Source organism: Lactobacillus pasteurii DSM 23907 = CRBIP 24.76 (assembly GCF_000297025.1).
GTDB classification, from domain to species: Bacteria; Bacillota; Bacilli; order Lactobacillales; family Lactobacillaceae; genus Lactobacillus; species Lactobacillus pasteurii.
The window spans coordinates 45,459-68,005 of sequence record NZ_CAKD01000022.1 but is presented as its reverse complement, the minus strand read 5'-3'; the positions used below and the strand labels follow the sequence as shown (position 1 = coordinate 68,005).

General features: G+C 38.4%; 20 protein-coding genes and 3 pseudogenes. 14 read left to right on the top strand and 9 right to left on the bottom strand.

Annotated elements, in window-relative coordinates; genetic code table 11:
* Positions 1-256, top strand: a 256-nt coding sequence (locus BN53_RS09945) for a hypothetical protein (protein ID WP_238318412.1), incomplete at its 5' end; no start/stop codon positions are given.
* Positions 257-671: 415 nt separating this feature from the next.
* Here the strand turns inward: BN53_RS09945 and BN53_RS06235 are convergent.
* Entirely contained in the window at positions 672-1,967 is a 1,296-nt protein-coding gene (locus BN53_RS06235) for an extracellular solute-binding protein (protein WP_009560090.1), read from the bottom strand.
* Positions 1,968-2,116: 149 nt separating this feature from the next.
* A complete protein-coding gene (locus BN53_RS06230) occupies positions 2,117-3,274 on the bottom strand; it encodes an MFS transporter (protein ID WP_009560089.1) in 1,158 nt (385 codons plus the stop codon).
* A gap of 359 nt (positions 3,275-3,633) precedes the next feature.
* On the opposite strand from BN53_RS06230, the pseudogene BN53_RS06225 reads away from it, so the two are divergent.
* From BN53_RS06225 to BN53_RS06190, 9 genes and pseudogenes are all read left to right on the top strand, one after another.
* Positions 3,634-4,854: pseudogene (locus BN53_RS06225) on the top strand (PTS fructose transporter subunit IIC); the annotation flags it as partial.
* Positions 4,855-5,058: 204 nt separating this feature from the next.
* Positions 5,059-5,220: a hypothetical protein gene (locus BN53_RS09770; RefSeq protein ID WP_009560087.1), complete on the top strand. Its 162-nt coding sequence runs from the start codon at positions 5,059-5,061 to the stop codon at positions 5,218-5,220.
* Between the two features lie 238 nt (positions 5,221-5,458).
* Positions 5,459-5,911, top strand: a complete 453-nt coding sequence (locus BN53_RS06220; RefSeq protein ID WP_009560086.1) for a GNAT family N-acetyltransferase — start codon at positions 5,459-5,461, stop codon at positions 5,909-5,911.
* Positions 5,912-6,546: 635 nt separating this feature from the next.
* Positions 6,547-7,209: a DNA methyltransferase gene (locus tag BN53_RS10130; RefSeq protein WP_474546518.1), complete on the top strand. Its 663-nt coding sequence runs from the start codon at positions 6,547-6,549 to the stop codon at positions 7,207-7,209.
* A complete protein-coding gene (locus BN53_RS10125; protein WP_009560084.1) occupies positions 7,175-7,828 on the top strand; it encodes a hypothetical protein in 654 nt (217 codons plus the stop codon). The genes BN53_RS10130 and BN53_RS10125 overlap by 35 nt, the downstream gene beginning before the upstream one ends.
* 1 nt (position 7,829) lies before the next feature.
* Positions 7,830-8,178: pseudogene (locus BN53_RS09940) on the top strand (DEAD/DEAH box helicase family protein); the annotation flags it as partial.
* 468 nt (positions 8,179-8,646) lie between these two features.
* Positions 8,647-10,542, top strand: coding sequence for an SLAP domain-containing protein (locus BN53_RS06200; RefSeq protein WP_009560081.1), 1,896 nt, complete (start codon positions 8,647-8,649; stop codon positions 10,540-10,542).
* A gap of 22 nt (positions 10,543-10,564) precedes the next feature.
* Positions 10,565-11,524, top strand: coding sequence for an ADP-ribosylglycohydrolase family protein (locus BN53_RS06195; protein ID WP_009560080.1), 960 nt, complete (start codon positions 10,565-10,567; stop codon positions 11,522-11,524).
* 150 nt (positions 11,525-11,674) lie between these two features.
* Positions 11,675-11,932: pseudogene (locus BN53_RS06190) on the top strand (family 1 glycosylhydrolase); the annotation flags it as partial.
* Positions 11,933-11,986: 54 nt separating this feature from the next.
* Here BN53_RS06190 and BN53_RS06185 read toward each other — a convergent pair.
* From BN53_RS06185 to BN53_RS06175, 3 genes are all read right to left on the bottom strand, one after another.
* On the bottom strand, positions 11,987-13,009 hold the full coding sequence (locus BN53_RS06185) for a branched-chain amino acid aminotransferase (RefSeq protein ID WP_009560078.1): 1,023 nt from the start codon (positions 13,007-13,009) through the stop codon (positions 11,987-11,989).
* Positions 13,010-13,193: 184 nt separating this feature from the next.
* A complete protein-coding gene (locus tag BN53_RS06180) occupies positions 13,194-13,415 on the bottom strand; it encodes a hypothetical protein (RefSeq protein WP_009560077.1) in 222 nt (73 codons plus the stop codon).
* Entirely contained in the window at positions 13,400-13,870 is a 471-nt protein-coding gene (locus BN53_RS06175) for an Rpn family recombination-promoting nuclease/putative transposase (RefSeq protein WP_009560076.1), read from the bottom strand. Before BN53_RS06175 ends, BN53_RS06180 begins: the two co-directional genes overlap by 16 nt.
* Positions 13,871-14,056: 186 nt before the next feature.
* Between BN53_RS06175 and BN53_RS06170 the strand changes: the two genes are divergently transcribed.
* The 4 genes from BN53_RS06170 to BN53_RS06155 all read left to right on the top strand — a co-directional run bounded on the left by BN53_RS06170 (position 14,057) and on the right by BN53_RS06155 (position 19,161).
* Positions 14,057-14,290, top strand: a complete 234-nt coding sequence (locus BN53_RS06170) for a hypothetical protein (RefSeq protein ID WP_202897993.1) — start codon at positions 14,057-14,059, stop codon at positions 14,288-14,290.
* 77 nt (positions 14,291-14,367) lie between these two features.
* The gene (locus BN53_RS06165) at positions 14,368-14,967 is read left to right on the top strand and encodes an NAD-dependent epimerase/dehydratase family protein (RefSeq protein WP_009560074.1); all 600 of its coding nucleotides are present in this window, start codon (positions 14,368-14,370) and stop codon (positions 14,965-14,967) included.
* A 139-nt stretch (positions 14,968-15,106) separates the two neighbouring features.
* Entirely contained in the window at positions 15,107-16,990 is a 1,884-nt protein-coding gene (locus BN53_RS06160) for an endonuclease MutS2 (protein WP_009560073.1), read from the top strand.
* Positions 16,991-17,106: 116 nt separating this feature from the next.
* Positions 17,107-19,161, top strand: a complete 2,055-nt coding sequence (locus tag BN53_RS06155) for a DNA topoisomerase (RefSeq protein ID WP_040537360.1) — start codon at positions 17,107-17,109, stop codon at positions 19,159-19,161.
* A 45-nt stretch (positions 19,162-19,206) separates the two neighbouring features.
* Here the strand turns inward: BN53_RS06155 and ribH are convergent, their stop codons facing one another.
* The 4 genes from ribH to ribD are packed head-to-tail and all read right to left on the bottom strand — an operon-like array spanning position 19,207 to position 22,516.
* Entirely contained in the window at positions 19,207-19,668 is a 462-nt protein-coding gene (ribH, locus tag BN53_RS06150; RefSeq protein ID WP_009560071.1) for a 6,7-dimethyl-8-ribityllumazine synthase, read from the bottom strand.
* A 19-nt stretch (positions 19,669-19,687) separates the two neighbouring features.
* Positions 19,688-20,866 carry a bifunctional 3,4-dihydroxy-2-butanone-4-phosphate synthase/GTP cyclohydrolase II gene (locus BN53_RS06145; RefSeq protein ID WP_009560070.1) on the bottom strand — a complete coding sequence of 393 codons (1,179 nt, stop codon included), beginning with the start codon at positions 20,864-20,866 and terminating at the stop codon, positions 19,688-19,690.
* A gap of 2 nt (positions 20,867-20,868) precedes the next feature.
* The gene (locus BN53_RS06140) at positions 20,869-21,468 is read right to left on the bottom strand and encodes a riboflavin synthase (RefSeq protein ID WP_009560069.1); all 600 of its coding nucleotides are present in this window, start codon (positions 21,466-21,468) and stop codon (positions 20,869-20,871) included.
* Positions 21,461-22,516, bottom strand: a complete 1,056-nt coding sequence (gene ribD / locus BN53_RS06135) for a bifunctional diaminohydroxyphosphoribosylaminopyrimidine deaminase/5-amino-6-(5-phosphoribosylamino)uracil reductase RibD (protein ID WP_009560068.1) — start codon at positions 22,514-22,516, stop codon at positions 21,461-21,463. The genes BN53_RS06140 and ribD overlap by 8 nt, the downstream gene beginning before the upstream one ends.
* Positions 22,517-22,547 lie beyond the last annotated feature (31 nt).

The following is a 22,547-nucleotide window of genomic DNA, read 5'->3' as shown; positions in this document are numbered from 1 at the left end:
GGTGGTACTTTCGTTTCATGGAGGTGGTGCCAATGGTGTAAGAACTATTGACCTAGATTTCATTGAAAGGAGGTACAGTTTGACCGCTGACAGACTTACTTATGTCTGTCATAGCTGTGATCAATCTGCTTGGTATTCTGGTAGCAAGTTTAACCTTGCTAACCAAGAAAATAACCAAGTGGCTACAGGCCTTAAAAGAATTGATTACAGCCTTCCACGATTTGTGGAAGAAATAGGCAAAACAAAAAGCCGCTGACATCTTTTGGCGAAGGTTAAGCGACTTTTTGTTGTAATAATCTTATGCCACCGTTTATAACGGATTCGTGCAAAGAGGGCTATTGGCGTAGCTCTCCTTTTATTTACCTTTATTATAACAAGACTTGACTTAAAATGGAAATTTCCTAGTTAGCAAGTTTGACCTTGCTAACCAAGAAAATGACCAAGTGGCTACAAGCCTTAAAAGAATTGATTACAGCTTTCTACGATTTGTGGAAGAAATAAGAAGGCAAACTAATAAGCCGCCTAACTACTTTGGTGAGGGTTGAGCGACTTATTAGTTACTAATCATTTACCACCGTTTATAACGGATTCGTGCAAAGAGAGCTATTGGCGTAGCTCTCTTTTTATTTACCTTTATTATAACAAGACTTGACTTAAAATGGAAATAATTGTTATTGCTTCCAAGCAGCATCAAGCTTAGCTTTACCCGTTGAAACCGCGCTATTCCAAGAAGCTTTCTTACTTGCTTGAGCTAAGATGGTTTGCATATTAACGTTGACTTGGTCGTAGGCACTGATAGCATTCTTGGTAACTGGCAAGAAGTAAAGATCCTTAGCTGTTTCGCCTAAAATAGCTGGAATCTTGCTGTCTTTATTTGCCTTGTAGACATCAGAATTCAAGACAGAAGTGTTGGCAGGCATATAACCAGTTTGTTGTGCCCAGTAGAGTTGTGATGACTTAGATGCCAAGAACTTGAGGTACATGAAGGCTGCTGACTTTTGACTAGCAGTTGCTTTATTGAACATGTAAATATCTGTACCTTGTTGAACATTCATCTTGCTTGGACGAGCAGCAACGCCATATTCATATTTCTTGGCTAAACCTTGCTTGATGTAAGCTTCGTTAGCAGTTGAACCGATGAACATTGCAACTTGACCGTTGTCAAATGGGGTAGACATGTACTTTTGTGTACCTGCTTGCATAAAGTAGCCAGCTTTTACGCCATCCGCGTAGTAGTTGATGATCTTCTTTGAATCTGAGTTAGAGAAGTTGATTTTACTATTGAAATCATAGCCTTTTTCTTTCATTGAAAGCATGTAGTAGTTGTTCAAAGCATCAAAGCCCATACCGCTGATCTTGTGCTTGCTCTTTTGGTAGATAGTTTGCGAAGCAGACTTTAATTCTTCCATATTGGTTGGTACTTTGACATGGTATTTATCAAGAATGGTCTTATTGTAGAAGAGTACTTCAACAGACTTGTTGAAAGGCACACCATATTGCACGCCATTGATTTTGGCTCCATCCCACAATCCAGATTGAATATCAGTCTTTGCATAAGAGCCCCAGCCAATTTCTTTATTGGTGATGTATGGCTTTAAGTCAACGAGCAACTTATTCTTAGCGGCATTGTAAAGCCAACCTGGATAGGCCTGAGTAATTGTTGGCAAGTTCTTTGGCGACTGGAAGCTTGATGTCAATTTGGCTTGCAAGTCGGAATAATTACCACCTTGGCTTTGCAACTTAATATCGATCTTTGGATTTTTCTTTTCAAAGTCAGCAGTCAATTTTTCCAATGCTGATTTTGAACTACCGGTTAATGAATACCAAAAGGTAACGGTAGTTTTCTTCTCGATCTTTGTTGGAATCTTATTTGAAGATGACTGTTCTTGCTTGTTAGAACAAGCGCTTAAACTTACCAAAGCTAGCATAGCTGTGGCGACGGTAGTAATTTTATTCTTTAAATTCATTCTTCTACTCTTTTCTTTTAAAAACAAATTACAATTATATTTTATCATAAAAATACGTACCATTTTTAAAAATATAGAAATAATTGTTCATAATTCATCAAATTCTGTAACAAAAAACGATGATTTCAGACGAAACCATCGCTCAATATCTATTTACTTTGTGCTTGTTTGATAAAAATGATTAAAGCAACCCAACCGCAAATTAGCGGAGCTAATGTTGTTACGTAAAACGGTGCAACAAAGATATTGTCAGTAATTGCGCCAATCCATTTAGTAAGAATAAGTGGAACTAAGATGGAACCGACATTACCTAAAGCTAATAACAAAGAGGTTGCAAAGTTGACACCTGTATGTGGTACATGTTCAGCTACATAGTAGAAAGTGAATGACATCGTTCCTACAAAAGAAAGTCCAATCAAGATCGCTCCAATATAGAATAGAACCATGTTTGCTGGAAGTAGGAAGAAGAAATTGCCTAATGCCATGCAGGCCAACATAGTAGGGTAGGTGAAATTGCCTAGACGCTTTAGAATAGGACCAAAAACAAAGCCCAAGATAACGCCGCTAAAAGCCAAAACAGTCATTAAATTAGTGACTCTAGCCTCAGGAATGTGATATTTGCTTTCAAGTAGGAATGGAATTTTAGCAGTAGCGCCAATATAAGCGATTCCCACAATTAAGGTAGCGAGGGCAAATAATATTACAGTCTTGTTGATATGAACTTCTACTTTGGACTTTTCTCCCTGATTGATATTAGGAACGTTGAAAGCAACCAAAAGCATAATTGGAATCACTAGTAGGTAAATCCAATAAACGTAGCGAATATTGATCAAAGCGATGTATCCAGCAATCAAAGTAGTGATCGTTTTACCAAGGTTAAGAACAGATGTTCTAATTCCAATCATTGATCCCAAAGTTGATCCAGAATAAAAATCCGATAGCATTGAAACGGACAAGCCATTACATAAACCAATTCCGGCACCTAAAATTAATCTAGTAGCAAGAACTAGTTTGAAATTTGTCATAAAAACTGGCAAGCAACCCGCTATAAGCATTAAGCCTAGTCCAAGCAAGACAGTGTTTTTCTTGCCGATTAATTTAACAACTAAGTCACTTAGCAAAACGCAAATTGTGATAACTAATGCAGGCAAAGTAATCAAATTCTCAGCAGATGCTTGGGAAAGATTAGGATCATAAGTTCGATAGAACTGCAATAAATGCGGAACAGCTGGTGCAATCGACACTGTTGAAAATAGCAGTAGTGAAATAGAAAGTAATGATACTTTAGTAATTAGTTTATTATTCATATAGTTAGCTTAAAAGCCTAACCCCTTTCTTAATTCATTCAGTTTTTAAGTATATCAGATCCTTTCTCTATTTAGTGAATTAAAGCCTTAAAAAGGCAGTGAATTATTCGCTGAAATTTTTAGACACATTACTTGCATTAAAGTTAACTTTAAGGTTTAAGATAGATGATAAATAGAAAGAAGGAAATATATTTATGAAAGCAGCAGTTTTTGAAAAATCAGGTCAAATGGTTTTGGCTGATGTTGAAAAGCCACAGTTAAAGAATGACGACGATTTTTAATTCGAGTTATTAGAACTTGTGTCTGTGGTTCTGATCTTTGGGCATACAAAGAAGGTGATCAAAAAGAAGCTCATTCAATCAAGCGATGCCCCATATGTGGTTGCAGTCATTGCTTGTCCAACTGGGATAGCTCACACTTACATGGCTGAAGAGTCGCTACATAAGACTGCTCAAAAGATGGGAGTAGCTATTAAAGTTGAAACTAATAGTTCTGAAGGTGTTAAACATCAATTGACTGCCGAAGATATTGAAAAGGCAGCTGGAGTTATTATTGCAGCAGACAAAAAGGTTGAAATGTCGCGCTTTGACGGCAAGCCTTTAATCAATCATCTAGTAATTGATGGTATCAAGAAGCCACAAGAATTGATTGAAACGATTTTGAATAAAAAAGTTCCAATCTATCATGCTGAAAAGGGCAATCAAAATCTCGCTCAAGATGAGAAAAAGGAAGAAAAGAGTATTTGGCAAAAGGTTTATCAAGATTTGATGAACGGAATTTCGAACATGCTTCCATTTGTTGTAGGTGGCGGTATTCTTATGGCAATCTCGTTCATGCTTGAGCAAGCAGCTGGTAAGGATTCAACTAGTTTTATCTTTTTGAACTCACTAGGAAACTATGCATTTTCATTTTTGATTCCAGTTTTGGCAGGATTTATCGCTTATTCAATCGGCGATCGTCCAGCTTTGATGCCCGGTTTTGTTGGTGGATATATGGCAACGCAACCAGCTGCCAGTGTCATTCAATCCAAAGGTAGTTCTGGTTTTATCGGCGGAATTATCGCTGGTTTCTTAGCAGGGTATGCAATTTTACTTGGTGCAATCCTAGCTGGGATGCAGGCGTTTGACCTTGGAGGACCAGTTAACAAGGCAGCTTATACTACAGCGATCGGAGTTTTAGCTGAAACTGGGAAAGGCAACATGATGGCATCAGTAATGATTGGTGGTATGATTCCACCACTAGCAATTGCCTTTGCGACAACAATTTGGGCTAAGAAATTTACCGAGTCAGAAAGAAAAGCTGGTATCAGTAACTGGGTACTTGGAATTTCATTTATTACTGAAGGGGCAATCCCATTTGCAATTTCTGATCCAGTTAGAGTCATCGGTTCGAGCGTAGTTGGCTCAGCAATCGGTGGTGCTTTGGCTCAACTATGGCAAGTAAATGTGCCTGCACCACATGGTGGTTTATGGGTAGTTTTATTAATTCGCAATGCCCCATTCTTCATTGCTTCATTATTGATAGGGATGGTAATTGCAGGAACTATTTACGGTTTATGGCGTAAACCTGCAGAAGATTAATTATCGGCAAAAAAGCACATCTTTTATGGTGTGCTTTTCTATGCATATAAATATTACAAAAATCTATTCTTGGAACAGTATTTTTGATAAAATAACGAAAGTACGAAAAAGTATGAGCGGTGGTACTTTCGTTTCATGGAGGTGGTGCCAATGGTGTAAGAACTATTGACCTAGATTTCATTGAAAGGAGGTACAGTTTGACCGATGACGGACTTACTTATGTCTGTCATCGCTGTGATTAATCTGCTGGGCGTTTTGGTAGCAAGTTTAACCTTACTAACCAAAAAGACAACCAAGTGGCTACAAGCCTTAAAAGAATTGATTACAGCCTTCCACGATTGTGGAAGAAATAAGAAGGCAAACTAATAAGCCGCTGAACTACTTTGGCAAGGGTCAAGCGACTTATTAGTTGATATAATCGTGCCACCGTTTATAACGGATTCGTGCAAAGAGAGCTACGGGGGTAGCTCTCTTTTTTATTTACCCATATTATAGCATTTCCTGCTAAATAATTCATCAGCTTGTAGCTAAATCATGAGCCGAGTAGGTAGCTATGATATAATTAACCAAATTGATAATAGATTTACTGAAAGGGGAATTCGATTTGCTGATAAGAAATTATTTGGAAGAAGATTTTCCAGCACTTTGCTTAATTCATGATGCAGCGCGAAAGCAAGAGTTATCCGTTGCTAACTTAGATGATGCATTTTTACCATTAAAAATTGCTGCCCAAAGAGAAGACTTGTTTAGCTATCAGATCTTGGTAGCAGAAAAAGCTGGATCGGTTCGAGGATTTATTGCATTTACTGAGAATGAAATTGCATGGCTATATGTCGATCCAGCATATCAAAGACAAGGAATTGCTAGTCAGTTGATCTCGGCTGCACTTGAAAAGATGCCTGCCGAAAAAATCTATTTGGAAGTTTTAAAGGGTAATGACCGGGCCAAGCGATTATATGAGCATTTTGGCTTTGGAGTAGTCTCAGAAGAATCGGGAAAAATGCCAGGGAATGAGAGCTTTGATGTAACAGTTTATGTCATGAGTAAAACTATGTAGGTATGGACATAAAACAAAACAACCACTAATAACTTTGACTGATTTAGTGGTTGTTAAATAACTTACTATTAAATTAGGCCACCGCATTTGCGGATCTGTTAGGGGAGATGTTTCGCACACATCTCCCTTTTTCTATGGCCATTGTAACATATTTTAGATGCGAATTTCTTATAACATCATTATAGTTTGTTTTTTGTAGCTAAAATTTAAACTATAATTGATAATATCAAAATGTCGATATAACGGCGAATTTAAAAAAGAGGTAAAAAGAGTATGAGCACAGCACGTTGATATATAGATCAACGCTTATTTGTCAACCACTTTAACGAGAGTTTACTAATTCTTAGAGGATTAGTAAACTCTTTTTTGATGCAGGATATTAGTAATAACTTCAAATTAAAAGGAGGTGTTTCCCTTGCTTAGTGATAGCGAAAAGTTCAACCTCCAAGTTAAGCCAAATACAGCTTTTCTCACTAAGCTAAAGGAAAAAGCTGCCTGAGTTTTTCGATAGAGATGATAATTTCGATATCGATAAGTTTAGGGATCAATTAGCTGAGAAGAATATCAATGAATTGAGGGATGGGTTCCAATTAAACTTCATTGGTAAGGATTACGCTAGAAGACAAGCGGGGGAAATGCCAACTACGGTTATTGTGCCTGATGAAGAGCAAAATAATGGCGAAGGTAAAAATAGTAAAAACTTATTCTTTACTGGCGATAATTTGGAAGTTTTACGACATTTGCAAGGCAATTATGAAGACAAAGTAGATATGATTTACATTGATCCTCCGTATAATACTGGTAATGGCGACTTTGTTTATCCAGACTCGTTTGAATATTCTGATAAGCAATTGCATGACATGCTGGGACTTGATGATAATCAGATTGAGAGACTGAAGAGTATTCAGGGGAAGTCTAGTCACTCTGCGTGGTTGACTTTTATGTATCCTAGGTTGGTTTTGGCGAAGAAGTTGTTAGCTGATAAAGGGTTATTACAAGAAAGGAGCAAATTTAAAGTCTACAGGCGTCAATGCTCCGAGAGAAAAAAGACCCAATCTATTTTATATAAACCTGAGTATAGTAGTGGTAATGGCACCAGGGAAGGTATGAAATTATTGGGCGAAAGAATATTCCCATATCCCAAACCTGTAGAATTTATAAAAGATTTAATTATGATTGGCTCAAATTCCGATTCTCTGGTCCTCGATTTCTTCGCAGGTTCCTCTACAACAGCCGATGCAGTAATGCAATTAAATGCAGAAGATGGCGGTAACCGCAAATTTATCATGGTGCAATGAGCCTACTTTTAACACTAACAGTGATGGTAGAGAAATACCAACCAAAGGTGGAAAGGCAACATATGATGCAGGTTATCGTTCAATTGATGAGATTTCCCGTGAGCAAATTCGTAGAGCAGCAGCTAAGATTAAGGAAGATAACGCATTAACTATTTCAGAAGATTTTGATGGTAGTTTTAAGCACTATAGAGTTGTTAAACCAACCAAGAAGCTGCTCAGTGAAATCTATGACTTTGATCCAAATGGCGATACAATGTTCAGCGATATGTTAAATTCATATTCTAGTGAAGCTCTCAACGTTGATGGATCAGCTACAGGCAAACAAACAATTCTTACTACTTGGTTGGCTAAAGATGGATATTCTTTCGATACTAAGATCAATGAATTAGATATAGCAGGCTATAAAGCAACTGTTGTGGATGATACTAGATTATATTTAACTGATACTTACTGGAATAGTGAGAGTACGAAAGAATTATTGAATTTACTTGGCACGCATCAATTAACAGTGCAGACAATTGTATTATTTGGTTATTCATTTTCCGGTGCGGACTTAAAAGAACTAGAAACTGGATTACAACAAATAGACAGCAGAGTAAATTTGATCAAGAGGTATTAAATTGCAAATCAAATTAGAGACACTAGAACACCAAACAGAAGCTTTGGCCGCAATCGACAAAGCATTCAAAGGTGTTGACACAAGAACGGATGATGCAGATGCGGATTACGTCTACGCAAATCCACTAATCTATCAACGTTATAAAGATGAAGCTAACGTTGATATTAAAATGGAAACTGGTACTGGAAAGACCTACGTTTATACTCGGTTAATGTACGAGCTTCATAAGAAATATGGCTTGTTTAAGTTCATTATTGTTGTGCCTACCCCAAGTATTAAAGAAGGAACAAAAAAACTTTATTACTAGCGAGTATGTTCACCCAGATGAACTAGCCAGATATTACCGCAATCTCGGATATTACTATGTTGAAAAGGGCCAATATCAATTGGCTGCTAATTGTGACATCTTCAGCCAGCGCTACTACAAGTCGCCGATGGTACGATCAGAACTTAAGTACATCGCGGAAATGGATAAATCTGTCAATATTCGTCCAAATATTATGTTAGTTAGAGCAGAACTTGCCGACCAGGATATTCCTCTAACTCCAGATGAAAATATTGTCAAACTTGCTTACCAGATGATCCAACAGATGATTGATCAAGAAGATAAGAAAAAGGCACAATACTATCTTGAAATTCTTGGCTACTTCCTGAAGAAGGATGAATTGAAAGATTTGCAAAAGCAAATCAATAAGTTATAAGGAAATAGGCACCTTGCTGTGCCTATTTTTTCTGTGTTGAACTTTATCTTTAGTCATTTTTAATTAATATTAACAGCTACCAATAGTATAATTAAAGTACTAAGGAAGGTGTTACAAATGAAGGGAAAATTGATACTCGTATGTGCTTCTGTGCTAGGAGCGGGGCTATTTTTTAATAGACCAGTACAGGCTTCTTCAACGCAAACCATCACCATCGCGCCAACTTACGATGGTAAAGTTTCGGTCGTGGATAAAAAAGGAAATTATATTGGCAACACCAATGTCAGTTCTAATAAAAGTTATAAATACTATGGCAGACCAGTAGTTATTAAGGGTAAGGCCCATGCCCTTGAAAATGCATTAGATCTAATTACTTATATTGGCAAGGATACCTATCAATCCTTAGGCGATGGAGGATTTGTGAAGGCTGCCAATGCCACCAGTTCATATGAAAAAGACGGTAAGATCTATCTAAGAATCAACAAAAATTCTTATATCTATGACAAAAATGGCAAACGAATCAAGAACTTTCATGGTCAAAGCTATTTAAAGGCTGGCAGTGACTTTCAATATCTGGGCAAAATTGCTTCTACCTATGCCCCTAAAGTTCTATACAATATTGGCAAAGGCCACTACGTCGATGCGCAATATATTGCTAAAGTCGACGGCAAAGGCGTAGTAAGGTTGAATCACAATGCCTATGTTTATGACAAGAATGGCAAACGTGTGGGTAAGACTGTTTTAGGTAAATATAGCCTTGTTAAATATGCCGGAAAATGGCAAAAAGCTACAAAAAACAGTGTATTTTTCACCAAACAAGCTTATAAATCAAGTGCTAGCTATACTTTGCCAACTAAGAAGATCAAGAATTCAACCTACATTGCAATTGGCAAGAATGCCTATGTCAAAACGATTAATCTAGAATTGCTCAATGGTCGAATTATTTTTGCTAAGGGTCCGGTTGAGTTAACAATCAAGCATGACCAAGTAGCTATAGATACTAAATTAAATCCATCTACCAAGATTTATCATCGCGGTCAAAAGGTCACTTCTGATTATGCCGTATCTTATGGATCTGGAGATGTACAAAGAATCTACTACCATATTAAAGGCAGCGACTATTATCTTGATTGGGGTCCGGGTGAAGAATACCCTAATAATAGTGTAGAAGATCAAGTAAGTGCAAATTTCTACATTAGACAACATATACAGACTAGTCGCTATCTTGACAAGTACAATACAATTGTTGATTTTAATAAGACTGTTTCAAGCTATGATGTAAATGGCAAAGTTATTGGCAGTCTGAAGTCTGGTAGCGGCGTGTTTGTAGCTGATCAAGCGCGCTATATTTGGAATAGTTCTGAAAATAAGGCTGAACTATATTACCATTTGACTGCTAGAATTGTCGAACCATACGGTGATGATGAGTCATCTGAACCAGAGAGAAGCTCTTGTGATCTTTATGTTAAGGCTAGTGACGCTGATACGGTAACTGGCCTTAAGCTTAAGGCGCAAAATACTGCCAAAGAAGCTGAGGCTGATTATAATAAAATTGCAAGTAAAGAACTTAAGAATCGGGCAGATACACTATTAGCTGCAGTCGATACAGTTAAGGCTAGCGATAAGTACCGTTTAAGTGATTATCAAACAAGAGCAGCCTATGATCAAGCCTTAGCATCTTTGACTAAGGCAAAAAATGACAGTCAAACAACTCAAATGGTGATGGCCAGCTTGATTGATCAGGTTCAGATTAGTCAAAAGAGACTTGACGGCAAGAAAATAAAAGTCAAGGATCTCAATGATTTATCTACAATTGAAGCAAATGCAATTTTTGCTTTAATGCAAGATGTTAATAATTATGACAAGATACGTGTAGGAATTTATACAGACTATGCAACCAAGTCAGGCCGTTATCCAAGTGATTTTAAGAATAGCCAACGATCGCATTTTGTCTTAATTGATGCTAACAGCAAAAAGCATGACCTAAATGTTAAAGAATATGCAACTGACTAAGATATAGTTTGCGGAGAATAATATGACGAAGATAAGCAAAAAGCAAATTTTTGATGGTATATTAGGCTTTGCCATCGGTGATGCCTTAGGTGTGCCAGTAGAATTCATGTCTAGATCAGATTTAGATATGAATCCAGTAACAGACATGAGTGCAGGTGGTGAGCATGGTCAAGTAGCTGGAACTTGGTCTGATGACACTAGCTTGACTTTAGCTACAGTTGATTCATTAACTAAAGCAGGAGTTGACTACAAGGATTTGATGGAACGCTTTTCTAAATGGCTATGGGAAGGTGACTATTCTGCCCGCGGTGAAGCTTTTGACGTTGGCGGTACTACCAAAACGGCGATTTTTAATTTCAATAAAGGCGCAAAGGCCTTAGAAAGTGGCGAAATTAGCGATTGGACTAGTGGCAATGGTTCATTAATGAGAATTTTGCCGATAGTTTTGTATCTACACGCTCAAGGCAAGGGAAAATTGGATCGCGAAAGTGCAGAAATTATCCATAATTACTCCAAATGCACCCATGCCAACCCAAGATGTCTAATTGCATGTGGTATTTATGCGGAAGTGGTTTTCAATCTCTTGAAAGGATACCCTTTGCCATTAGCTATTCGTAGTGGCATTGCAGATGCTTTGGCCTTTTACAATCAGGATCCGTTTTTTGCTAGATATCTCTACGAGTTCGCAAATTTGGTGCATATTTTTGAACTAAGACGTGAGCAAATTAAGAGCACAGGCTATGTAGTTGATACGCTTTATGCAGTGCTGTGGTGTCTGGCAAACAATCATTCTTATGAAGAAGTTGTATTGTCGGCAGTTAATTTAGGCGACGACACAGATACAATCGCAGCAATTGCTGGTGGAGCAGCTGGGTTAGTTTATGGAGTTGAGGCTATGCCAGCAGATTGGCTTCATACCTTAGCTAAGGGCGACTGGATTAAGCAACTGTGCACGGACTTTTATAGCTCATTAAGTGAATAATTCAAGAAGATCAAGCAGTTTTGACTAGGCTGCTTGATTTTTTTGTTTAAAATTTATTTTTGTGCTTGACTTGGAGTTAACTCCAAGGATTAAGATGTTTCTAAATAGAAGTTGAAAGGAAGTACAAAAATGTGGACACAAGATGAATTAAATGATTATCGAATTGAATATTTGAGAGATCATTTAAAGGCTGCAGAAGTTGCAATTGAAAATGGTGTGGATCTGATTGGTTATACTAGCTGGGGATGTATCGATGAAGTTTCTGCTGGAACCGGTCAGATGTCCAAACGGTATGGCTTGATTTATGTCGATCGTCAAGATGATGGCTCGGGTAGTTTAGAGCGGATTCCAAAGGATTCGTTTTACTGGTATAAAGAAGTTATAGCAACTAATGGTGCGAATTTATAACTAAATAGACAGAAAAAATCACAGGATCAAATCAAAATCCTGTGATTTTATTTGTTATAAGTCAATTTGAACAGTCCAGCCGTAGATATCTTCTGCATCACCAACTTGGATGTTGAATAAAGTATCGTAAAGTTTTTGAGTTACTGGACCAACTTCATCACCAAAGGTAATGGTCTTTCCTTCATAAGTCAGCGAACTTACTGGTGAAATTACAGCAGCGGTCCCCATTGCACCAACTTCGACAAAGCGATCAACTTCTGCAATAGGAATTTGAGTCTCAATTGGGTTCAAGCCTTGATCAGCAGCAATTTGCAAAAGCGATCTCTTAGTAATTGATGGCAAAATAGATGGAGACTTAGGTGTTTGAAATTGTCCGTCTTTGGTAATGCCATAGAAGTTAGCACCACTGAATTCGTCAATGTATTTGTGCTCGCGTGGATCTAAGAAGAGGCAGTCTGCAAAGCCTTCTTTTTTAGCTTTAAGAGAAGGCAATAAACTTCCGGCATAATTTCCGGCAGTCTTAGCCTGGCCAGTTCCGGCATAAGCTGCTCGGTCGTACTCACTAACTTTATAAGGCATTGGATTAAGGCCTTTAACATAAGCACCAACTGGAGTTGCATAAATTCTAAAGACATAGCTTTCTGATCTTTGCACGCCAACTAATGGCTGGGTTCCGATCATGAAAGGACGAATATAAAGGGTTCCGCCAGAACCGTAAGGTGGAACAAATTCTTGATTTGCCTTTACCACTTCTTTGATTGCTTCGACGAATTTATCTTCTGGATAAGGTTGCATCATTAAACGTTTGGCAGAATCATACATTCTTTTGGCATTTTGATCAGGACGAAAGAGATTAATGCCTCCGTCTTTTCTTCTATAAGCTTTTAAACCTTCAAAGACTTCTTGACCATAATGCAATTCTTCAGCGGCTTCATTGAAAACCATGTTAGAATCTTGAGTCAAATGACCACCTTGCCATTTACCATCCTTAAATTCGTCAGTCCAACGATAAGGCAAATCGTGATATTGAAATCCTAAATTGTTCCAATCTAAGTCTGATACTTTGGTTTTTGACATCGGCATTACTTCCTCTCTAATAATGTCAGTCTAATAATATTTAAGATAATTGTAATACTAATTTTATAAAAGTAAAGAAATATGTCTTGAACAAAACTCGGTTTAAGCAAAATTTTAAAAGGATAAAAAAGAGCGACTAGCCTTATACTAGTCGCCTTGTGGGGGGAGCCTATACTCTTATTTATTAACTAATGCCGAGTTCCTTCTTTTGCTCAGCGATGATGTCATCCAACTTGCTTTGGTCGAAGTGGGGGTAGTCTTCACGAATATTCTTTCTGATCTCGTCAGGTTGAACCTTGTATTTAATCATAACGCGAACTGCGCCTAGGATCTTGCCTTTAGCTTCACCTTCAGCCCGGCCTTGGGCTTTGCCTCTTGCTTCAATTTTGCCTAAGTAGCTTCCCATCTCGCACCTGCTTTCTTATTATCTTTAGTCATTATCTCAAGAAACTTCTCTAGATAGTCGCCATCTAGTTGGTCCATCCACTTCTCTTTACCAAAGTAAAACACAATGGTTAGGATCGGATATAGCGATTGAGGCCAGTCTTTGGACTTCAACTGATCAATGATTGCTGTTGCGTTATAAGCCATGATCCTAGCTGCCATTAGCCTATCAGACCTAGTTTGATTCTCAATTCCCAATAGCGCTAGCCTAACCTTGCCGTCTGAGTAGATCTTAGCTACGTCTCTTAATTGTGCATGCAGATCATCGCCTAGATCTGGCAATTGGGTTTCAGTTTTTGTGTTGCGCAATTTCTTTGGATCGATTAGATCCTGCTTGAGCACGATGGAATTGAAGATATCGGCAAAGACATCTTCAAAGGACAAAAATTGCTTTTCAGCTAAATTCTTCTGTCCCATTGGTAACCTCCTTTAAAGAGGCTCCCTTAATATTAAATACGCGAAAAAATGCAAAAAAATTTTTCTGTTTTCCAACTTTAGAAATTCTTAAGAAGTTGGATTTTTTGAACAATTGATTGACTAAGGTTATCATTAGAACTAAGCAAGGACAGGAAGTCTGATATCATGAGATACGAAGCGAATTTGATGGCACAAAAGATCCAAGGTCGTGAAGAAGGCGAGATAAAGGGCAGAATTATCGGACGCGCTGAAGGTAGAGCTGAAGGGCTCACAAATTTGATTCTTGGATTTGGCGAAAGTGGACTTTCAGATGAAATAATCTTTAGCCAAGCTAAGAAGCGCTACGGCAAGTACTTCACTGATGAACAGATCAAACAATTCATGAACGAAGCTAAAGGCACTGCCTTGCAAGAAGCGTAGTTATTTATAAAGGCGGGAGAAATCTCGTCTTTTTTCTATCGCAATTAAAGAATTTTTCTAGTAAATGAGGTGAGAAAATGCAAATCACAGTTGTGGGTGGTACAGGTCTTGTAGGCCAAGGAATATTAAAGACGCTTAGCCAAACACCAGGCTATGAACTATATAGTTTGTCGCGCCATGGCAAAAGAACAAATTCGGTTAGTGGGGTTACTTATCATGATGGAAGTTTCGCAGATAAAGTATGGCAAGATTTGATAAAGAGCTCAGACTGGGTAATTGATTGTGTGGGAATTCTGCATGAAGATCCAAAGCGTGGACAGACTTATCAAAACTCGATTGTTGAACCAGCTGAACGAATTGCCGCTATCATGCAAGATCAGAACAATAGATTAATATTTGTTTCAGCAAATTATGCACCGATATTTTTTAGTAGCTACTTGAATGCCAAAAGATACACTGAAAAATCACTTGTAAATTATTTGGGTGATCGAGTAATAATACTTTATCCAGGTTTAATCTATGACCGGGAGCGTTTATCGACTTATTATTTAGGCAAAGTTCTAGAAAAAATACCGATGCTTTCAAAATTAAGGCCAATTAAGAGAACAGATTTCGCTGAAGAAGTAAAGAAAATTATTAGCCACAGCAAACAATCAGAGCTGCAGGATAGAAAATAGATAATAGCTTTATTATTTTATTGAAACAAATTAAAATTATGTGATATTATGTAGAAAAATGGTTTTAAAATAGAAAGGAGACGCGTATGAGCAACTACAGCTTAATCTCGTAAAAGTTTTTAGATCAGGAGAAGAAAAAATGACTGATGAATTAGACTTTGCTCGGATTAAGTCGCTTTTGGCAGATTATGCCAAGACTAATAAAGCAAAAGAAAACATTATGAAAAAGCAGGCAGCTAACAATCCTGCTTATGTCGAACAATTGTTAATTGAAACTCAGCAGGCTATAGCTGTTATCGAGACGGGACAACACATGCCATTTGTGGATTCTGAGGCGATTGATCCAATTTTGCTTAAGGCTCAAAAAGGCTTATTGCTATCTGCTGACGAATTGGAAAAAGTAGCCGACTACTTGCGAGTGATGACCTTGCTCAAGCGCTTCTTTAAGCGATTGGAGAGTGAGGCGCCTTTGCTTAGTTCATATGTGCAAAGCTTGATCGAACTTCCTAAGCTAGAAGAAGCTATCTATGATTCGATTGAACATGGCATCGTGGCTGATCGAGCAGACCGAGATTTAGCCAGATTGAGGAAGCAGCTAACGCAAGATCAAACGGCAATTCGAGAAGGGTTGAATCATTTTTTGACTAATAAAAAGTACAAAACAATGATTCAAGATCCCTTAATTGTCGAAAAAAACGGCGTTTTAACGATTCCAATGAAGGCTAATTATAAGAATCAATTAAATGGCCAGATTGTAGCCAGTTCATCTGGTGGCAAGACTGTTTACTGGCAGCCTAGCAAGATGGTTAATTTAAACGCAGAAATTGCCACACTTAAAATGCAAATTACTAATATTGAGTATGCAATTTTAGGTGCATTGACGGCGCAAGTTTTTGAAAATAGTCGTGACATCAACGAAAACATTGCTGCTATTACGGCAATTGACGAAATTATGGCTCGGGCTCGATATTCGCAAAGCTATGACGGTAAAAAGCCGGTCTTAAATCATGAAAACAGCTTGGAACTAAATGCAGTACGTCATCCCTTACTAGTTAATCCAGTTCCTTTAACTGTTAAGCTAGATCAAGAACGTGCAGTCTTAATGATCACTGGCCCTAATGCTGGAGGTAAGACGGTTGCTTTAAAAACTATCGGTTTGATGGTTTTGATGACTGAACTAGGATTGTTTTTGCCTAGTCAAAAGCCATGTAAGATTCCAGTGATGGATCAGGTTTGTACATTAATTGGCGATCATCAAAGTATCGACAATTCTTTGAGTACTTTTTCAGCGGAGATGAAACAAATTGCCGATATAATATCGGGTGCAACTGCGAGAAGTTTGATTTTGCTGGATGAATTAGGGACGGGAACAGACCCTAATGAAGGAAGCGCAATTGCAATTGGCGTCTTGCAGGAACTATACTTGCGGGGATGTTTGATTGTAGCCACAACGCACTACTCTGCTATCAAGGATTTTGCTTTAAAGCATGAGGCATTTATGACAGCAGAGATGGACTTTGATCCAGCAACTTTGAGCCCAACTTACCGTTTGATTTTGAACCGAGTTGGCGACAGCCGCGCTTTATGGATTGCCAAAAAAGTGGGTCTATCAGACCGAGTTTTGCATCTAGCTGAAAACTATTTAGAGCGGGATGAATTTCCTCTAGCCCATAAGCAGGTAAAACTTAAAGAAAAGCCAGCCGCAAAGCAAAAGCCTAAGCTAGTTTTGCATAAGGGCGATGTGGTCTATATTAGCTCAATTAAAAAAGAAGGCATTTTCCATAGTTTAGACGGACAGCAGGCGAAGGTTTTTGTTGATAAAAAGTTCGACCTGTATCCAGTTAGACGATTGCAATTGCGGAGATTAGCCAAAGACCTTTATCCAGAAGGCTATAATCTGGACTTATTGTTTGTAGAAAATTGGCAGGACTATAAGTTTGATAAGGATTTAGCTCGCGGATCCAAGAAGGCTTATAAGAAATTGCGAAAAATAGAAAAATCTCAAGACCAGACAATGAACTAGAAAGATACTTAGAACAAGAAGCTTAGTAACGAGATCTAAGCTTCTTTTATTTTGGGCCACTAAAATGTAAAATAAGTATTCTAAATGACTACATTATTTCTCAAAGGAAAAACTAGATGAAATTACTTATATTAACTGAAAAGAAATCGCAAATGGACGACTTCGTCGTTGCACTTGGTGGAAAAACTGGCAACTTTCAAGGTCAGTTTGACTATGTACTAACTCATTCATATGGCCACATTTTGCAGCTAAAAGAGCCACAAGAGATGGTTGGCGACGACAAGAAGACGCGCTATTCATCATGGCGCAGCTTGAAGTATTTCCCATGGGATGAAAAGGACTTCTCTTGGGCTAAGAAAATCGTTCCAGGGAGAATGAAGACGCTCAAGGAGATCAGGGATGCTGCCAAAGATTGCGACGGGATCATTATTGCAACTGATGATGATCCTTCTGGTGAAGGTGATTTGCTTGGCTGGGAAATTGTCAATGCCATTCATTGGAAAAAGGTAGTTTACCGGATTCGCTTTGAAGATCAGTCTCCTAAATCAATTATTGCTGCCATGAGACAAATGACTGATGTAACTAATCAAATGGAGCAGGGCGAATATCTGGAAGCCTTAGCAAGGCAGAGATTTGATCTATTATCAATGCAGCTATCGCGAATTGCCATGATTTATGCTAAAAAAGCCGGCTATCGTCCTAAGACCATGCGAATTGGTCGGCTGAAGTCGGCGATTGTCGGGTTGATTTTTGATCGCAATACTGAGATTGAAAATTACGTCAAAAAGCCATATTTCGAGGTCAAATTCAAAGACCAAAATGGCAATATCTTTAGTCGCAAGTTCGATCCAGATAAAGATAAATTCCGTTTTGCTGAAATAAAAGGGGCAAAAGATGATCTGGCTAATTTTGCCTCAAGCTCAATCGTAATTGACGAAAAAAAGCTAAAGAAGCAAACACCACCGCCACTGGTTGATTTAGGACAAATTGGTATTTTAGTAGGTGCTAAGGGTTATAAGGACAAGGAAATTATCAAAACTTACCAGGATATGTATCAAGCTCAAATTGTTTCTTATCCAAGAACTGAAGATACTCAAGTTACGCTTGAACAATTCAATGAATTATTGCCATTGGTGGATCAGATTGCGAATGTTATTGGCGTTGATTCCAAGTTGCTAATTAGGCGCAAGCCTCGTCTGAAATTTATTACCAAGCAAGCAGCCCACGGAGCTAACAGACCTGGCCTGAAGGTTCCTAAGTCGCTTGAACAATTAGAAAAGCGTTTTGGAAAAATTGGCGTTGAAATCTATCAAGTTGTGGCCAAGAGTTATTTGGCAATGTTGGCAGAAGATTATGTTTATGAAGCACAAAAGGCGCATTTGGCAAAATATCCTGACTTCAAATCATCGATTCAACTACCTAAAGAAATGAATTACAAGCTGATTTTTGATGATCGTGATTTGTCAGATGAAGAAGAAATCGAGGCACATGAATTTAAGGATCCAGCAGCTCCATTTGTCTACGAAGGCGCTAACCCGAAGCCAGGAAAGCCAACCAAGAAGTTTATTTTGAACTTTTTGAAAAAGCATAACATTGGAACTGGTGCAACTAGATTGCAGACTTTGGCAGAAATTAGTTCAGGTAAGGGGAGTCTTGCTTCCTTATATCGAGGTGGCTATATTCTAAATTACGAAGGACAAGTGCAAGCAATTTTGTCTAAAGGGAGCATGATCGCTTCGCCTAAGATTACCAAGCGTTTGTTTGATGGGATGGATCGGGTAAAAAGAAAAGAACTGGATTATCAACTGATTCCGCAATCAATGCAAACGATTGTACGCCACGATATGCCAATTTTTGAAACTAATTCTACTATTTTGGATCAAAATGCAACTTTGCAAAAACTTGCAAGCAAGCATCAGACTAAGACTGTAAGTAAGAAAGTTGCCTCTAAGGACAAGGTTACTGGTAAGTTTAATGGAGAAGAGATTAGCTTTAATCAAACTTGGGGTGGACATAAGTTTACCCAGCAAGAAGTTGCGGATTTGCTGGAGGGAAAGACAATCACGATAAATTATCGCTCTAAAAGAGGTGCTCAAAAGTCGGTAAGTGGAAAGTTAGCCAAGCAGTCCTATAAGGGGAGAAGCTTTTATGGATTTAAGCCGGAATTTTAGGGTGATGGATGTGAAAATGGCCAGACAACAGTCTGACCATTTTTGTTATATTTGCTTATTCAACGAAATCATTTCCAGCAGGCTTTGTGCGGTTGAACTTCCTTCATTTCCAGCTTTCAAGCCTGATCTTTGCAAGGCTTGATCAATATTGTCGGTAGTAAGAATTCCAAAAGTAACCGGAACCTTACCTTCTAGGTTGATCTGCATGATAGCGTTGGTAATATTTTGGATAATCATACCATAGTGATCGGTCTCGCCTTTAATTACTGCTCCTAGAGTCATCACTCCATCATATTTGCCTGATTGGGCAACTTTTTGTGCAGTAAAGCCAATTTCAAAAGCTCCTGGTACCCAGTAAATATCGATATCATCAGGATTTACTCCAAATTGTTTTAAAGTGTTGGTCGCACCATCGACTAAGTGATGGGTGACGATTTCATTGAATTTTGAAGCAACAATAGCAATTTTTGCTTGATTATTAGTAAAGTTTCCTTCAAAAGTGGTCATATTTAAATCCTTTCAATTTTTATAAAGCCTTCAACATATGGTTGAAGCGGTCACGCTTAGTTTCAAGATAGAAGCGGTCGATCTCATTTGCTGGCATCTCAAGTGGGATGCGTTTATGAATTTCAATGCCGTAGTCTTCAAGCTGTTCAAGTTTATCAGGATTGTTTGTTAATAAATCAATTTGCTTGATACCGAGGTCTTTAAGCATTTTGGCAGCTACATCATAATTGCGTTCATCTGGCTTGAAACCTAATAATTCGTTGGCTTCATAAGTATCATGTCCTTGATCTTGCAAGGCATAAGCCTTTAATTTATTAGTTAAGCCAATACCACGACCTTCTTGTCGCAAGTAGAGGATAATACCATTACCGTTTTCTTCGATCATTTTCATTGAAGTATGAAGTTGTTCACCGCAGTCGCATCTTAATGAGCCAAAAGTATCGCCGGTTAAGCACTCAGAATGCATTCTTACCAAAACAGGCTTAGTAGGGTCGATTTGCCCTTTTTTGATGACTAAATTTTCACCTTGATAGCTCTTAATTTTAAAATCACCGTACTTAGTAGGCAAATCTACAAATCCTGCATCCAATTGCCCCATGGTTCTTACATATTCTTGCAAATCTGCAATTGTGAAAAATGGCAAATGCAATTCTTGTGCGATTCGTCTTAATTCAGGACGGCGAGCCATATGACCGTCATCTTTTAAAACTTCACAAATATAAGCAGTAGCTGGTTCACCGGCTAGTTTAGCTAAGGTAACAGAGGCTTCGGTGTGGCCATTGCGCTCAAGTACGCCGCCATCTTTAGCTACAAGTGGGAAGCAATGCCCCGGTCTAAAGAAGTCTTCTGGCTTGCTAGTTGGATCAGCTAGAGCCTTGATGGTCGTAGCACGGTCAAAGGCAGAAATTCCAGTAGTGGTTGTTTTGTAGTCAACGCTAATTGTAAAAGCTGTGCCAAAAGGATCTGTGTTGTCATCTTCCATTTGGCCTAAATGAAGTCTTTGAGCAATTTCGCGACTAATACTAGTGCAGAGAAGTCCTCTAGCATATTTAGTCATGAAGTTAATATTTTGCGGGGTTACTTTAGAAGCTAGGCCGATCATATCTCCTTCAGATTCCCGATCTTCATCATCAGCTACGATAACTAGACCACCTTGTTTCATCCATTGAATTGCAGTTTGAATTTTCTTGACATCCATCTTTATATACCTCTTTTTGCTAAATTTTGTGCGACATATTTGCCTAAAATATCAGTTTCTAAGTTGACTTCATCGCCAACTTCTAATTTGGCTAGATTAGTTTCATCCTGCGTATGAGGAATTAATCCAACTGAAAAATTGCTTCCTTGAACATCCATGACCGTTAAGCTTACGCCATTTAAAGCTACGCTTCCCTGAGGAATTACTTGATTGGCTAAACGCTTCGGCAATTCAAAGAAAAGCTCAATCGCGTTTTCATTTGCTTGCTTTTTGAGAAGTTTGATTGTTTGGTCGATATGCCCAGTGACGATATGACCTTCGAGTCGATCGCCGAGCTTTAGAGAACGCTCGAGATTAACCTGGTCGCCGGCTTTGGCATTTTTGAAAATTGTCTTGTTAAAAGTCTGCGGCATCATCGTCACTTGAAAACTGTTGCCATCAATCTTTTCGGCAGTTAAACAAGTTCCGTTGATTGCAATCGAATCACCGATCTTAATGGTGTCGATTACTTCAGCACTTGTTTCAACATCCATGACAATTGTTTGATCTTTAATCTTAATTTGAGCGATTTTGGCATCGCCTCTAACTAATCCACTAAACATGAGAAAGTTTACCTTCGATTCTGAAATTATTTGCTAGCTGCTTTAATTTAAGGTCTGTAAAAAGAACGGTATTATCAGGCGTAAAGGCATCATAGCCATCTTTTCCCAGTAGAACTGGCGCCTGATAAGTAATCAATTCATCGACCAAACCAGTCTGCCAAAAGGCTTGATGAATTTTGGCTCCGCCTTCGACGTAAAGCGACTGGATCCCTACTTTTGTCAGTTGATTAACAACATCTTCGATCGTGCCATCAGTTTGAAAAATTTTTACCCAGCTGTTATGCAAATTTGAGAAAAGTTCAGGATGCTGAGTAAAAATCCAAGTGGCTTGGCTTTGATCAGTAAACAGCTTTAAATCTGGCCTTTTGAATAATCGGCCGCGCCGGTCAAGAACCACTCGAATGGGTGGATAATCGCTAACTTGACTGCTATGAAGAGAAGGATTATCGATCATAGCGGTATTGCTGCCAATGATGATTGCTTGGTAGTCGCTACGCTCTTGATGTACCTTTTCATAAACCTTGGAATTGGTAATAGCAGTCCGCTGATTGGTTAACCCCAGCTTATGATCAAGCGAAATAGCCTGCTTTAAGCTGATCCAGGGACGATGATGCTGATAGAAAAAGGTGTAGAAATAGTTCAAAGCTTGAGCTGCATTAGCTCTGATTCCTGTAACTACTTCAATTCCAGCATCTTTTAGTTTCTGAATTCCTTTGCCAGTAACAAGGCTATGGGGATCAACCTGGGCAATGACAACGCGTTTGATCTGACTTTTAATAATTAAATCAGCACAAGGCGGCTGCTTGCCATAGTGGCTGCAAGGCTCTAGCGTTACGTATAAGGTTGAATTGGATAACTGCTCGAAGGTTAATTTAGAAATGGCGTCTCTTTCTGCATGGCTATCGCCAAAATGCTGGTGATAACCTGTCGCAAGAATTTGTCTGTTTTTAACAATAACAGCCCCAACCATTGGATTTTGCCAAGTTTGATAGCGACCCTTGATCGCTTCTTGGATAGCTAAATCCATGAAATGGTAATCTTGATTCATTTAAATCACTTCCTTTGCATCAAAAAAGGGA

Excerpts from the sequence above, each read along its gene's own strand:
- BN53_RS06185 (WP_009560078.1), bottom strand. The coding sequence starts at position 13,009 with ATGTCAAAAACCAAAGTATCAGACTTAGATTGGAACAATTTAGGATTT.
- BN53_RS10130 (WP_474546518.1), top strand. The coding sequence starts at position 6,547 with ATGCCAACTACGGTTATTGTGCCTGATGAAGAGCAAAATAATGGCGAA.
- BN53_RS06230 (WP_009560089.1), bottom strand. The coding sequence starts at position 3,274 with ATGAATAATAAACTAATTACTAAAGTATCATTACTTTCTATTTCACTA.
- BN53_RS06140 (WP_009560069.1), bottom strand. The coding sequence starts at position 21,468 with ATGTTTAGTGGATTAGTTAGAGGCGATGCCAAAATCGCTCAAATTAAG.
- BN53_RS10125 (WP_009560084.1), top strand. The coding sequence starts at position 7,175 with ATGGCGGTAACCGCAAATTTATCATGGTGCAATGAGCCTACTTTTAAC.
- BN53_RS06145 (WP_009560070.1), bottom strand. The coding sequence starts at position 20,866 with ATGGATGTCAAGAAAATTCAAACTGCAATTCAATGGATGAAACAAGGT.
- BN53_RS06200 (WP_009560081.1), top strand. The coding sequence starts at position 8,647 with ATGAAGGGAAAATTGATACTCGTATGTGCTTCTGTGCTAGGAGCGGGG.
- ribD (WP_009560068.1), bottom strand. The coding sequence starts at position 22,516 with ATGAATCAAGATTACCATTTCATGGATTTAGCTATCCAAGAAGCGATC.
- BN53_RS06175 (WP_009560076.1), bottom strand. The coding sequence starts at position 13,870 with ATGGGACAGAAGAATTTAGCTGAAAAGCAATTTTTGTCCTTTGAAGAT.
- BN53_RS06155 (WP_040537360.1), top strand. The coding sequence starts at position 17,107 with ATGAAATTACTTATATTAACTGAAAAGAAATCGCAAATGGACGACTTC.
- BN53_RS06195 (WP_009560080.1), top strand. The coding sequence starts at position 10,565 with ATGACGAAGATAAGCAAAAAGCAAATTTTTGATGGTATATTAGGCTTT.
- BN53_RS06170 (WP_202897993.1), top strand. The coding sequence starts at position 14,057 with ATGGCACAAAAGATCCAAGGTCGTGAAGAAGGCGAGATAAAGGGCAGA.
- BN53_RS06180 (WP_009560077.1), bottom strand. The coding sequence starts at position 13,415 with ATGGGAAGCTACTTAGGCAAAATTGAAGCAAGAGGCAAAGCCCAAGGC.
- BN53_RS06160 (WP_009560073.1), top strand. The coding sequence starts at position 15,107 with ATGACTGATGAATTAGACTTTGCTCGGATTAAGTCGCTTTTGGCAGAT.
- ribH (WP_009560071.1), bottom strand. The coding sequence starts at position 19,668 with ATGACCACTTTTGAAGGAAACTTTACTAATAATCAAGCAAAAATTGCT.
- BN53_RS09770 (WP_009560087.1), top strand. The coding sequence starts at position 5,059 with ATGACGGACTTACTTATGTCTGTCATCGCTGTGATTAATCTGCTGGGC.
- BN53_RS06165 (WP_009560074.1), top strand. The coding sequence starts at position 14,368 with ATGCAAATCACAGTTGTGGGTGGTACAGGTCTTGTAGGCCAAGGAATA.
- BN53_RS06235 (WP_009560090.1), bottom strand. The coding sequence starts at position 1,967 with ATGAATTTAAAGAATAAAATTACTACCGTCGCCACAGCTATGCTAGCT.